At 68.7% G+C, this 12,897-nt stretch carries 9 protein-coding genes and 4 pseudogenes; 10 read left to right on the top strand and 3 right to left on the bottom strand.

Annotated elements, in window-relative coordinates:
* Positions 1-615 precede the first annotated feature (615 nt).
* The 5 genes and pseudogenes from RIU97_RS02760 to RIU97_RS02740 all read left to right on the top strand — a co-directional run bounded on the left by RIU97_RS02760 (position 616) and on the right by RIU97_RS02740 (position 6,128).
* Positions 616-1,173, top strand: coding sequence for a hypothetical protein (locus RIU97_RS02760; protein ID WP_404953123.1), 558 nt, complete (start codon positions 616-618; stop codon positions 1,171-1,173).
* Complete coding sequence (locus tag RIU97_RS02755) at positions 1,157-4,063, top strand: CHAT domain-containing protein (RefSeq protein ID WP_404953122.1); 2,907 nt, start codon at positions 1,157-1,159, stop codon at positions 4,061-4,063. The genes RIU97_RS02760 and RIU97_RS02755 overlap by 17 nt, the downstream gene beginning before the upstream one ends.
* A gap of 16 nt (positions 4,064-4,079) precedes the next feature.
* Complete coding sequence (locus RIU97_RS02750) at positions 4,080-4,883, top strand: hypothetical protein (protein ID WP_404953121.1); 804 nt, start codon at positions 4,080-4,082, stop codon at positions 4,881-4,883.
* Positions 4,884-4,959: 76 nt separating this feature from the next.
* A pseudogene (locus RIU97_RS02745) lies at positions 4,960-5,265 on the top strand (transposase); the annotation flags it as partial.
* Between the two features lie 60 nt (positions 5,266-5,325).
* Positions 5,326-6,128, top strand: a protein-coding gene (locus RIU97_RS02740; RefSeq protein ID WP_404962737.1) for an IS5 family transposase whose coding sequence is annotated in 2 segments (ribosomal slippage) — positions 5,326-5,664 and positions 5,667-6,128 — 801 coding nt in all. Because the reading frame shifts where the segments join, the coding sequence is not laid out codon by codon here.
* 7 nt (positions 6,129-6,135) lie between these two features.
* Here RIU97_RS02740 and RIU97_RS02735 read toward each other — a convergent pair.
* Positions 6,136-6,273: pseudogene (locus tag RIU97_RS02735) on the bottom strand (CorA family divalent cation transporter); the annotation flags it as partial.
* Between the two features lie 446 nt (positions 6,274-6,719).
* On the opposite strand from RIU97_RS02735, the gene RIU97_RS02730 reads away from it, so the two are divergent.
* Complete coding sequence (locus tag RIU97_RS02730) at positions 6,720-8,228, top strand: hypothetical protein (RefSeq protein WP_404953120.1); 1,509 nt, start codon at positions 6,720-6,722, stop codon at positions 8,226-8,228.
* A complete protein-coding gene (locus RIU97_RS02725) occupies positions 8,222-8,848 on the top strand; it encodes a hypothetical protein (RefSeq protein WP_404953119.1) in 627 nt (208 codons plus the stop codon). Before RIU97_RS02730 ends, RIU97_RS02725 begins: the two co-directional genes overlap by 7 nt.
* A gap of 385 nt (positions 8,849-9,233) precedes the next feature.
* Here the strand turns inward: RIU97_RS02725 and RIU97_RS02720 are convergent.
* Positions 9,234-9,589: pseudogene (locus tag RIU97_RS02720) on the bottom strand (cation transporter); the annotation flags it as partial.
* 4 nt (positions 9,590-9,593) lie between these two features.
* Positions 9,594-9,848 (bottom strand): annotated as a pseudogene (locus tag RIU97_RS02715) (IS1380 family transposase); the annotation flags it as partial.
* Positions 9,849-9,922: 74 nt separating this feature from the next.
* Between RIU97_RS02715 and RIU97_RS02710 the strand changes: the two are divergent.
* The 3 genes from RIU97_RS02710 to RIU97_RS02700 all read left to right on the top strand — a co-directional run bounded on the left by RIU97_RS02710 (position 9,923) and on the right by RIU97_RS02700 (position 12,783).
* Positions 9,923-11,152, top strand: coding sequence for a GNAT family N-acetyltransferase (locus tag RIU97_RS02710; protein ID WP_404962736.1), 1,230 nt, complete (start codon positions 9,923-9,925; stop codon positions 11,150-11,152).
* A 159-nt stretch (positions 11,153-11,311) separates the two neighbouring features.
* A complete protein-coding gene (locus RIU97_RS02705; RefSeq protein ID WP_404953118.1) occupies positions 11,312-11,770 on the top strand; it encodes a hypothetical protein in 459 nt (152 codons plus the stop codon).
* A gap of 59 nt (positions 11,771-11,829) precedes the next feature.
* On the top strand, positions 11,830-12,783 hold the full coding sequence (locus tag RIU97_RS02700; protein WP_404953117.1) for an IS481 family transposase: 954 nt from the start codon (positions 11,830-11,832) through the stop codon (positions 12,781-12,783).
* The last annotated feature ends 114 nt before the right edge of the window (positions 12,784-12,897 follow it).

The raw sequence follows: 12,897 nt of genomic DNA, 5'->3' as shown, positions 1-12,897 counted from the left end.
GGGCCGTGCATGGCCGCCTATGGGGAGTATGTCGAGGCCACGGTCAGACGACGAAGACCGTCAGAGTCTGCTGGCCCATGCCGAGTTCCTGCCCGATTTGATGCGCCGGCCTGAACCGGTTACGGGGCCCAAGCCCGTAGCTGCAGTCCAGTCACCGAGGGGTTCAGGACGAGCGCGCCCGGAGCCCCGGTGCCTAGACTGGAAGAAGAGGACCGCACCGTGACGTCAGCCCGCATACGCAAGGTCGGCTACGGCGCATCGGTCGGCGTTCGACGAGACCGGAGAACCGCTTTCTCCTGTCGGCATCGGTTGAATCGGGTTCAGACGCGGATTCCGTGAAGTGGATCGAGTTCAACCGTCGCCGAGACCTCCGGGAGTCTCGTGCGGGCGGACCAGTGTCCTCCTCCGGCCGCCGTGGCCGAATCTGAGCCGGACAGCACGACCCGAGTCGGCGATGGCGCGAGACTGCGGTCCCGGCCGGTAACGGAGGCCTCACTGGCAGCTGTTCCCCAGCGGCGGATGTGTCCGGGGCAGAGTTTCCTCCTCGATTCGGACGAACCCCACGAGCTGCGCAACGCTGAAGGTACTCCTGCAAAGGGGGAGCAGATGGTTCGGGTGAGCAATGAGCAGATGCTCCGGTTCCACGAGGAACTCGACCAATATGTCGTCTACCAGCCCGATGGCCGAACCCGGGTGGATCTCAGAGCGATCGCGTCTTTGGTTCGGAACGACGGCGACGCAGCACGCCGCGTGATCGAACTCTACTGTGCCGCTGCCGCGGGCAGTCCTAACCTCCTGAAGTTGGCGGCGCTACTGGCCGGTGCCTGTGCTGTCGAGCTGGATGACCAGGAGCCGCTGCGCCAGGTGGAGGGCAGGGCGGCTTCCCTCGGTGCCGAGGAAGTTCTTCGCGACATGGAGCAGGAGGCGGGGCTCCAACGGGACTCCTCGCCCCGACAGGCCGCGGCGGCCTGGTGGGCTGAGCAACCGGACGGCACGGTGGCGCTCTGCGACGGTTGCGGCGATGGGTTGGCCCGCGGGCAGGGTTACGCCCTCGACTCGTTGCAGGAGCACCTCTTCTTCGACATCTGGATCGATCAGGGGGAAGTCCTGCTGTGTTCCCGGTGCTACCTGCGGCAACGGAGAGGCGTCGGCAGTGATGAACGACGTCAATGACCTGCTGGGTCTGTGGATGCGTGGAGAGCTGACGGAGAAGGAACTGCGAGGCTGGGCCGAGCGGGCGGCACCGCGGTTCGTACTGGACACAAGTGACCTCGACGCGTACGCGGAGTGGGAACTGCGTCGCCGGCGCTTCGTCAGCGGCCTCCAGTCATGGCTGGAGAAAGCCCGGGATGCGGACCTTGAGGAGTCGCTGCGCGCATACACCGGTGTGTGCGCAGTCGGCAGGGCCCTGGGGGTTCCGGCGATCGCAGGGTGGTCGCTCTGGCTCGGCCGCCATCTTCTGATGGCGAACCGCCCGGCTGCCGCCGTACCAGCGCTGGAGGACGCAGTCGCCGGGCTCTCGGAGCTGGTCGGCGAGGCCGACATGGAACTCGCCGCTCGTGACGCGCTCATCGACGCGCTCATGCATATCGGCAGGACGGAGGAGGCGTGGGCACAGACGGAAGCGTTCTCTGACCGCTCCCGTGCTCTCGGGTATCCCGTCTACGAAGCTGCCGCACTGCGCCAGCGCGGGCGGCTGATCGCCCGTCTCGGAATGAGTGACCCGCTTCCGGCGTTGCGCCAGGCCGTCGAGCTGCGCCGCGGGCTCGAACCGCCGCCCGAGTGGCTGACGCGAAGAATGGGTGAGTTTCTGGAGCCACTGGGGCGCCTCGCTCGTGAGCGAGGGAGCTACATGGAGGCGATGAACGCCTTCATGGAGTGGGCTGATCTGGATCCGGATCCGCTGATCCGCGCGCGGGTCACCAGCGAGCTGGGACACACCTGTCTCCGTGCAGGTGAGGATGTCCGTGGAGCCCGGTACTTGGAGCAAGCGGCGGAGCAGGCACGGGACGCCGGCTATGCGCGGGGGGCTCGCCAGTGGGAGATGCAGAGCGCGGTGGCGTTGGGCCGCCCCTTCGACGCCACTGTGATCAAGACAGCCGTGACCAGCGAGACGGAGGCCTACGAGGCGTCGGCACTTGCGAGCGCTCTGGCTGAGGCCAAGCGTGTGGAGGATGCGGCTCCGGTGGCACGCCGAGTGCTGGTGTGGGCCCAGCAGCACCACAATACCGAGCTGGAGATCAACATGCGTATGGTGCTCGCCGGGGACGCGATGTGGCGCGACGACCCGGCTACCGCGATCCGGCTACTGCACCGTGCTGTCTACCTCGCAGACCGCTTCGGCTGGCAGGCGCATGGAGTCCGGCTCCGCTACAAACTGACTCAAGCGTTCCTCCGCAACGGCAAAGAGGAGGACGCCTTCGAGGTGGCAAAGACCGGGATCGCGTGGAGCCAGACCCACCAGTCGACTGCGCCCTCCTCGGAGGAGCGTCAGCAGATCGCGGCGGCGGCCGTCCCGCTGTACGAGGTGTACGCGAGGCTGACCGCCGAATCACAGCCAGCGAACTTCATGGCCGCCACCGAGCACAGCCGTGCGGAGAACCTGCTGCTGTGGGCCGTCCAGAGCGATCTGACGGGTGGGGACGTCCCCGAAAAGGCGGACCGATTGCTGAACGACCTGCGCGCCTTGGAGGTAGAGCAGGAAGTCCTCCACATGGCTCGGACCGTCGAACTGGAAGGAAGCATTGAACGGGACGAAAGACGGCAGGAGCTGTTGGTCGCACTCCGCGGGCTTCTCGGTGAGACGGCAGACAGCGTGCTCCTGCCGCGAAGCCACCGTGCTCAACCTCTCGAATCGGCCGCAGAGCTGGTGGGGACCTCACAGCCCGCGACCTCGGTCGTCTACCTGTACTCCACTATCGAAGGGGTCTGCGTGGCCGTCATCGCGGACACCGCCGAGCCCGACCGCATCAGCGGACATTTCGTGTCCTGGCCTCGGGCCGAACGTGACGAGCTGTTCTCGGAATGGCACCAGAAGCTGCCGGACGGCTCCCGGAATCTCGAACAGCTGCTGAATGGCGGACCGCTCGACGCGCGGGGCCGCGCGCTGTCCGCCACTGCTGTTGAACAGATGGTGCGCGGGCTCGACCGGTACCTGGTGAAACCGCTGCATGATCTACTCGCCCCTCTCACCGGCCATGACCTGATCGTCATTCCGCACGGTGAGCTGACCCTCGCGCCGCTGTGGGGGCTGCTGGACACCGCCTCCCCCGGCCATGCACTGACCCTCGCCCCGAGCATGGCGTTGCTGCGTCAGTGCCTCGGCAGGGACCGGTCGGCCGAGGGCGGCGTTGTGACCGTCCCGGATGCAACTGGAACCCTCGACCATGTCCCCACAGAGCTCCGGGCCGTCTCGCGCTGGGCGGCCGACCTGCCAGGCGATTGCGCCGCCCGGTCTGTCGCAACGTTCGAGCAGCTGATCACGGCGGCGCGAGGAGCCCGGCTCCTCCATGTCTCCGCGCACGGTGTCCACGACGAGTCCAACCCCTACTGGTCCGGGCTGGTGTGCGCGGCCGATCAGGCGCCCTACCGCGTGATCAGCCGATACCTCAACAGCAGCGGTTTCTCCGACCGGAAGGACCCGGACGGCTACCGGCTGCTGACGGTTGCGGAGTGCATGGCCGAGCTCCGGCTGCGCGCTTGCCGACTCGCCGTCCTGTCCGCATGTCAGTCTGGCGTGTCACGCCTGCACGGCGCCGGCGAGATGACGGGACTGCCCGCCGCCATGCTGATCGGCGGCGCCCGCTCCGTGATCGCGACGCTCTGGCACGTCAGCGACTCGGCGTCCACGGTCCTCATGCACCACTTCTACTCGTATTTGGACTACTCCGCCGACGACTGGCACCCGGCCAAGGCCCTGGCCAGGGCGCGCCGACGACTGGCGACGACCAGCCGCGAAGAAGCCATCGAGATCCTGGGCGGGGAAAAGAGAGTCCCTACCGGCGATCCACCGTTCACCCATCCGGAGTACACCGATGCGTTCCAGTGCTACGGAGCGCCATAACCATGCGGAGGAGAGCATGTCGGACAGACTTGTACTGGCAGCGGGCCCGCCGCAAGACGTCGACGACCAGGTGCTTTTCAGGCTCGCTGAAGCCTTCGAAGCAGCCAGCCCAGAAGACAAGCGAAGAGGGGACGGAGACATCGACAACCCGTTCGATCTCGCTATCACCGCTCCGCGCGCCCTGGACATCTCCACACTCTATGAGCATGCCGGCCAGGCGGTACCGGCGAACATCCAGGCGGCTCTCGGCCCGAAGCGAGCGGTATTGCTCGTGCACAACATCACCCCGTTCGCACGTCCAGGCACCCGTCCTCCCCAGCTGTGGGGGCTGGGTTACATGGTCCGCTCCAGTAACGTCCAGGCCGCGACGGTCTCGTTGCTGCCGGAGGACGGGACCCGGGACAGGCTAGCCGTCGGGGCGAACGTCGCCGTCGGGCTCAGCACCTCGGGATCGCTGGCCATCCCCGACGAACAGCTGAATCTGCTCTCGCAGCTACCCGGTGTCACGGTGGAATCCGCGAGACTATCCGCCACTGCCGACGTCCGTTTCGCGGTGGCGCTCGACTGGCGGCTGACCGTCACCAGTGTCCAGAGCGGGCCCCTCGACTCGGGCGGAGCGCGGTGGAACCTCTACGAGAGCGACGGTGGCCTGCTCACCGAACACCACGTCCTGCTGCACACCTTGCTCTTGCCCGAGGACAGTAACGACATCACGGTCCACGTTGACACCTGGATGCGAACGTCCGCCCGATGGTACGGCTGGCGCAAAGGAAAGCACTGGGACTATCCACAACAAAAGTTCACCGTCGAACTGGGCTGACGGGCGGCCTGGCGCGGGCCGGGGGCCCACGAAGTCCTGCTCGCCGATCTATCCGCCGTCGTGGACACCGCCGCCCCACGACCCCCACCGAGGCCGCTACTTCAAGCCTCGACGGCTGCATGCCGACAAGGCTTACGACATACCTGAACTGCGGAAATGGTTGCGTGGCAAGAGGATCGGCGTCCGTATCGCCCGCAAAGGCATCGAGTCTTCCGAACGGCTCGGGCGTCGCAGGTGGGTGATCGAGCGGACCATGTCCTGGCTGACCGGCTACCGCCGGCTCAACCACCGCTACGAGCGCCACCCCCGCAACTACCTGGCATTTCTCGGCCTCGCCGCCAGCCTCTGCTGCTACAAACGACTTGTCCGCCTCACCACATAGGACACGGTCTAAGAAGCCATCTCATTTGGGTCGTTGGGTAGGCTGTCGGTCGTGGTGGGGATTGTTGAGCGGCTTGTGCCGGATGAGTTGTGGGCGCTGTTCCAGCGGGTGGTGCCGGAGGCGCCGTCGCGGCCGCAGGGCGGTGGTCGGCGCCGGCACGGTGACCGGGAAGTGCTGGCGGCGATCGTGTTCGTCGCCACCTCGGGTTGTACTTGGCAGCAACTGCCCGCGACCTCGTTCGGGCCGTCGGGGGCGGCGACCGCTCACCGGCGGTTCTCCGAGTGGAGCAAGGCGCGAGTGTGGGCCAAGCTCCACCGCCTGGTCCTCGACGAGCTCGGCGCCCGAGGCGAGCTGGACTGGTCCCGCTGCGCGATCGACTCCGTCAACATGCGGGCCCTGAAAAGGGGGATCTGACAGGTCCGAATCCTGTCGACCGGGGCAAGTTCGGGTCGAAGATCCACTTGATCACCGAGCGGACCGGTCTGCCCCAGTCCGTCGGAATCTCGGGGGCGAATCTGCACGACAGCCAGGCCCTCGAACCCCTCGTCCGCGGCATACCCCCCATCCGTTCACGTCGCGGCCGCCGACGACGCAAACCCGGCAAGCTTCACGCGGACAAGGGCTACGACTACGCCCACCTGCGACGATGGTTACGCGGACGCGGCATCAAGCACCGCATCGCACGCAGGGGCATCGAGTCCTCGCAGCGGCTGGGCCGCCACCGCTGGACCATTGAACGCACCATGGCCTGGCTCGCCGGCTGCCGCCGCCTCCACCGCCGCTACGAACGCAAAGCCGAACACTTCCTCGCCTTCACCAGCATCGCCTGCACCCTCATCTGCTACCGAAGATTAGCCAAATGAGATGACATCTCAGTACGAGGAACAGCATGTCGCCGTACCGCTCCAGCTTGGGCCGCTGATGCGCGTGCACGGCGTCCTCCACCGCCAGGGGGTGCAGGCCGAAGGCCTCGGCGACCTCCTGGAGCTGCTCTTCGGTGGGCTCGTACGGAGGCGCGGTGACGAAGACGGCCGGCAACCCCCGCCGCAGCTGCGCAGATCGTTTCACTCGTTCATGACGCCTCCATTCCGAGGTCCGTAAACGAACCTACGGGGCAGCCCCTTGGTCAGCATCCCGCTGGAGAGCCATATCAGCATGTAGCTCTTCAGGGGGACGAGACGCTTGTCGAGCAGGCCCACGACATGACGCCGCGCTGCCGCCCTGCGCCCCGGAGCCGATCAACTCCTGCCGACGGGCCACCGACGGCTGTGTGAACGCCCGGTCTGACCATCCGGGCGGACCGTGTGAGGCGCTGTCAGAGCCCCGTGTCAGGATCCTCCCCAGGTCGGTGACGTCGATGCCGTCCCCGGATGCGACCCATCGGGCGCACCCGGGGCAGCCTGGCGCCCGGCCCGGGCCACCCACCCGGGGCGGCGTGTCAAGAAGGGGTGCGGATGGACAACGACGACGTCGCGGAGGCGTGGCGCCCGGTCACACCGCTGTCACGGCTTCGGGAGCTGGCCGCGCAGGCTCCGGGGCCGGCCCGGATCGTGGCGTCCCGGATAGGGCTGCCGGCCGAGCTGGCCGAGGAGGTGGCCGTTCGGGCCGTCGCGGGCGGCCCCGACTGGTTCGGGGTGCTGCGCGCGCTCGCCGCCCACCCGGCCACCCCGGCCGAGCGGCTGGCCGAGTTCGCCGCCCACCCGGAGGAGTCGGTGCGCCGAGTGGCGGCGGTGCACCGTGCCACCCCCAAGTCGTCGCTCAAGGCGCTGGCCCGGGACGGATCGCCGGCGGTACGCCGGGCCCTGGCCGGACGCGAGAGGCTCCCGCGCAAGCTGGCCGCGTCGCTGGTCGCCGACACTTCCGGCGAGGTCCGGTTGGCCCTGGTCCGGCGGGTCGGCGCCTGGCCGGAGCACCTGCGGGCCCTCGCCACCGACCCGGACGCGCGCGTTCGCCGGGTGGTGGCCGTACTCGGCCACGCCGGGGACGCGGACCTCACCGATCCGGACCCGGGGGTGCGCCGTACCGCCGTCGGCAAGCGCGCGGCTCCGGAACTCGCGCCGTGGCTCGACGCCTTGGCGCGGGACCCGGACATCCGGGTCCGGGAGCTGACCGCCCAGCAGTACCACAACTGCACCCCGGCCGTGCTGGCCCGGCTCGCGGCCGACGCCGAACCGTGCGTCCGGGCGGCAGCCGCGGCCAACGCGTTCACCCCAGTTCGGCAGCTCACCGAACTGGCCGGCGATCCGAGCCTGGCCGTGCTCGTCGCGATCAGCCAGAACACGACGGCTCCGCCCGAGACACTCGCCCGGCTGGTCGAGACGATCACGCACTCGTTCGGTGACGGCCAGAACGTCGCCCCCTGGCAGGAGGAGGACGTCCAGCGCCTCGCGTACGCGGCACTGGGACACCCCGCCACCCCGCCCGAGTCACTGCGCACACTGCACGCACTGGAGCTGTGGCCGTACTTCCACCCCGGGAACGCGATGGACCAGCCGAACTGGCCGGCGGACCTGATGGTCGAGTTCGGGCTGACGTACTGCGCGGGCACCGTGTCGGGCAAGGCGGAAATCGAGAGCTTCGCGGCGATCGACGACGCGCGGGAGACCGAGCCCCCGGAAGACGTGCTCGCCGCCATGGTCCGCAGCCCCGTCTACTACCTGCGCCGCGCCGTCGCCAACCGGCACACCCCTTCGGAGGTGCTCGCCGAATTCGCCCGCGATCCCGCCCGCGCCGAGGACACCGGCCTCCTCAACGACATCGCCAAGAACCCGGCGACCCCGGTCGAGATCCTGCTGGCCTGGGCCCAGGCGGGCGTGCGCCAATACGGCATGCTGAAGAACCCCGCCCTGCCCGAGCCCGTGCTCGCCGCCATCGCGGCGGGCACGGACACCTCGGACGCCGCGCAGGCCCACTGGCTGCTGGAGGTCCGGGCGCTCCGGGCCGGAACGGAGACCCCGTGCTGACCCTGTCCTCCTGGCGGGCCCGGTTCGACCGGCTCGCCGACACCTCCGCGGTGATCGAGCGGCTGGGCTCCCAGGCGAACATGGCCGACTACCTCCGGAACACGAGCATCGGGTGGTACCACCACGAGGGCGACCTGGTGGTACCGGAGGACCTCGACCTCGACGTCGCGCTGGTCGTCGACGGTGACCTGATCGTGCACGGTTTTCTGGACGACTACGTCTCCGGCATGGGCATGCTGGTGGTGCTCGGCGACCTGGTGGTGCGCGACCTGGTCTCCCGGGGCTCGGTGTACGTCGGGGGCGACCTGCGGGCGGAGGGCATCGTCTACGGCTACTACAACGACTACACCTTCGAGGTGGAGGGCGCGGTACACGCCCGGGCGCTGGTGCTGTACGACAAGTCCGCCTCCTACAAGGCGGGTGAGCTGGAGGTGGAGGTGGAGTCCTACCACCCGCCCAAGGAGCAACTCCGGGCCGCCCGCGACATCTTCGTACCGCAGGTGTACGACGGCGGCGCGAAGCGCGCCAGGCAGGGACGGCCGCCGAAGCTCCGCCGCCCGAGCTACCAGCGGGTCTGCCGCCGACTGCGGGAGGGTAAACCGCTGTTCCGCAGCGCATAGAAGCGCCGCGTGCTCCGTGACGACAACCGTCCCCAGCGCGGCGCCGTCCTCATCCGGCCTCGGGGGTCGCTGGAACCGTGGTCGGCGCTGAGATTGATCATGCTGGCTGTGGTGGTCGGAGAGACTGGGTCGTGTCCTTCCCGCCGCCGTCCCCGTTGGTCGGGTCGACGCGTGCATCGGCTTGGACCCCACGTCGGGCCGATGCAGTCCGCGGCCCCAGATTCCGCGCTCTGGCATCGAGGCCGCGCCAGCTTGGCATACGACGGCCCTGATCCCCCGAGCGGTCAGGGCCTTCGTGCTGCCGGGCGTTGTCCGTACAGCCCGGCCGCCGGCAGACTGCTGGGGCTGCCGGACCGGGGCCCGATGCGCCACAGGCTCCAAGGGCTCAGGAGCAGCAGTCACAGCCCGACTTGCAGCCGCATCCGCCGCAATCTCAACAGGGTCTGGCGCGGCGGCCTGCGCAGTCGGTGCGCAGCAGTCCTTGCCCTGCCAGACGTCGCGGCCTTCCTTGAGGGCGATGGCAGCGATGACGAGGGCGGCAATCGGGTCGGCCCAGGTCCAGCCGAGGGTGGCGTTGAGAAGGAGACAGACGAGCAGGACGGCCGACAGGTAAGTGCACCGCAAGGTCTGCTTGGGGTCGGCGACCGCGCCGGCGGAGCCGAGTGCGCGGGCCGTGCGGCGTTGGGCGGCGGACAGGAAGGGCATGACCGCGAGGGAGAGGGCGGCGATGACGATGCCCGGCCGGCACTCGCCAGGCGGTCGGGGTGGAGGCAGCGGGGCCGAACACGTCGCGCTGGTCACGCAGTACGGCCAGGTCTCGGATTGCCTAGCCTCCGTCGGCGAGCATCACCGCCAGGTCCACCACGACGCGGCCCAGGTCGTGCCCGGTCCCGTGCGGCCGCAGCCGGTGCAGAGCGCTACTGAAAGCGCTGGTGGGCGTGGTGGCGTCGGCCGGATCCGCGAGCAGACGTGAGCTGGCGTGGTTGACCACCCCGTGCCCGTCGGCGCTGGCCATGGGCTGCGAAAAACTCGTTGGACGGGAAGGCCGGGCAATGCCACTGTCTGGCTGTGACCATGATCAAAAGCTATTCCGGAGCTGTTTCGCTGCCCGACGGCCTCGCCCTGCGACAGGCGAGGCCCGCAGATCTTGAGCAGATCGGCGCGCTCCTGTCCGAGCGCGGTGAGCCGGACGACGCCATCGACCACCGGCTGGTTGTCAGCGACCCCGACGCGGGCTTGTCCGCATGTGCCGTGGTCGTCGACGGCGACCGGGTCGTGTCCACCGCGACGCTCCTCGACGAGGAAGTGCGCATCGGAGGCGTCCGCCTGCCCGCCGGCCAGGTAGAACTGGTCGCCACCGACACCGAATACGAGGGACGCGGGCTCGTAAGGGCGCTCATGCACTGGGCTCACGAGCGTTCTGCCACCCGTGGCCACCTCGTCCAGGCCATGATCGGAATCCCCTACTTCTACCGGCTGTTCGGCTACGAGTACGCCATCGACATACCGCAGGCCCTGAACGTGAACGCCCTGCCGCCCGGCGATGGAACAGCCACGCTCCGTGCCGCCCGCCCCTCCGACATCCCCTCCATGGCAGCCCTGCAAGCCTCGGCCCAGAGCGGGTTCGATGTGACCATGCCGCACTCGGAGGCGTGCTGGCGATGGCTCCTGGACCACGAGGCGAGCAACCTCTGGGTTCTCGAGCACGCCGACACGGTCATCGCCACCGCGCGCACCACCCCTCCCGGCGAGGAGATGCTCCTGGCCGAGGCCGCGGCACGCGACGAGGCGGCGGCACGGGACCTCCTGAGCGGCGTCGCCGCCCTGGCACCCGGCGACCAGATGCGCATCGTCCATCGGGCCGGCACCGTGACGGGCAACGCGTGGCAGGAGTTCGTCGAGCACGAACCGCACCGGAACGCAGAGCAGTACTACATCCGCATCCCCGATGCCGCAGCGCTGCTCGACAAGCTGCGTCCGCTGTTCTGGCAGCGCCTCACCACGGCCGGGATCGACCGCACCGGCCGAGACATCATCATCTCCACCTTCGGCGCCCACCACCGGATCCCGGTTCTCGCCAACGGGCTCGGCGAGGTCGTCACCGGCGGCCCGATACAGTCGCCGGGATCTGTGGAAGGCGCAGGGGTGGCGCCCGACCATCTGGCCGCCCTGCTGTTCGGCCCGCACGGGATCGAGGGGCTGACCCGGATCCGCCCCGACGTCTACTCCGCGGACGAGGAGCTGTTCCAGGTGCTCTTCCCGCCACTCACCGCCGACGTACTCAGCTACTACATCCCGTACTAGTGTCCTGCGCCGGAAGTTCCTAGGTAGTTCGGCTCAGGCTCGAACGGCCAACGCGCCTGATCGACGTCCGGAAACCCCGGTCGCCGAGGCGCGGCAGATCTACCGACGGACTACTGACGCAGGTCACTGGGCCGTCTTCGTCTGATTATGGTCATGACCATGGACGAGATGATCGGCGTTGGCCCTGGTGACGAGGAGCTGGCCCACGAGGCGGCGGCGGTCGCTGTTTCCTGGGTTCTCGAGGGAGGGCTGACGGGGCAGCAGGATTCGCAGTTGATCAATGTGGGCCGGCACGGAAGCTCCCACGATTGGATGGGGGAGGCGATGTTTGTCGGCAGATGGGCGAAAGCCCTCCGCGACGCCGTCGACGGTGCCACCGACGACGAAGAGGGCCGACAGCGCGTGGCCGTGGCGAAGGACACCGCACTCCGGGAGCTGCGGGGGCACCTGCTCTTCCTTATCGACACGTGGTGGAATATGCCCAGCTCCAACCACCCCGGCGCCCGCGAATCCCTGCGCAGGATCGTCGCCGCCAACGGTTCCAAGAGCGGCCGACCCGACGGCCTAGTTGTGTTGTCCCGGGACGTTGGTGACACGCGTACTGGGTTCTTGAAATGAGTGAGGGCCTCCGGGTTCGGTGTGGATTGCGACATCTCCACCGATCCGAGGAGGCCCTCGTGGTCCACCGTAATGCCCCGCTGACCGAGACCGGACGACTTCGGCTGGCCCGCTGTGTCGTGGACGACGGCTGGCCCGTGCGCCGGGCAGCAGAACGCTTCCAGGTCAGCCACACCACCGCGGCCCGCTGGGCCACCCGCTACCGCACGCTGGGCGTCGCCGGAATGAGTGACCGGACCAGCCGCCCCCACCACCAGCCGCGACGGACCCCGGCCGCAGTCGAGGAACATGTGCTGCGGCTCAGGCGCGAATACCGGATCGGACCCCTGCGACTGGCCGCCCGCGCGGGAATCGCGCCCTCGACCGCCCACCGCATCCTCACCCGCCACGGTCAGCCGGCCCTGGCCGCCCTGGACCGGGCCACCGGCGAACCCATCCGCCGCTACGAACGCTCCCGGCCGGGCGAACTGATCCACGTCGACGTCAAAAAGCTCGGCAGGATCCCCGACGGCGGCGGCCACAAGACCCTCGGCCGGGCCGAAGGCAGGCGCAACAAGACCGGCACCGGCTGGGCCTACCTTCACACCGCCCTCGACGACCACACCCGCCTCGCCTACACCGAAGACCTGCCCGACGAGACCGCCCCCACCTGCGCAGCCTTCCTGACCCGCGCCGTCGCCTGGTTCGCAGAACGAGGCGTCACCGTCGAACGCGTCCTGACCGACAACGCCTGGGCCTACAGCAAGAACACCTGGCGCGACACCTGCCGTGATCTGGGCATCAGCCCGCGATGGACCAGGCCCTGGCGGCCGCAGACCAACGGCAAGGTCGAACGCTTCCACCGCACCCTGCTCGAGGAATGGGCCTACCAGCAGCCCTACACCTCAGACGCCGAACGACAGACCGCGTTCACCGACTGGATCGACTGGTACAACTACCACCGACCCCACACCGGCATCCAAGGCCAAACACCCGCCAGCCGCGTCACCAACCTGTCCGGACAACACACCTAGTGTCCTGCGCCGGAAGCTCCTAGTAGTGCTTTGTTAGGTGGTGTCGTATGGCTGCCATGGGACGGCTTGCTGGCAGGTGGGGCAGGTGCCGGTCCAGGTGGCGATGAGGTGTTG

The sequence above is a fragment of the Streptomyces sp. 147326 genome (genome assembly GCF_045000215.1).
Taxonomy (GTDB): domain Bacteria; phylum Actinomycetota; class Actinomycetes; order Streptomycetales; family Streptomycetaceae; genus Streptomyces.
This window is presented reverse-complemented; position numbering and strand designations above follow the sequence as displayed.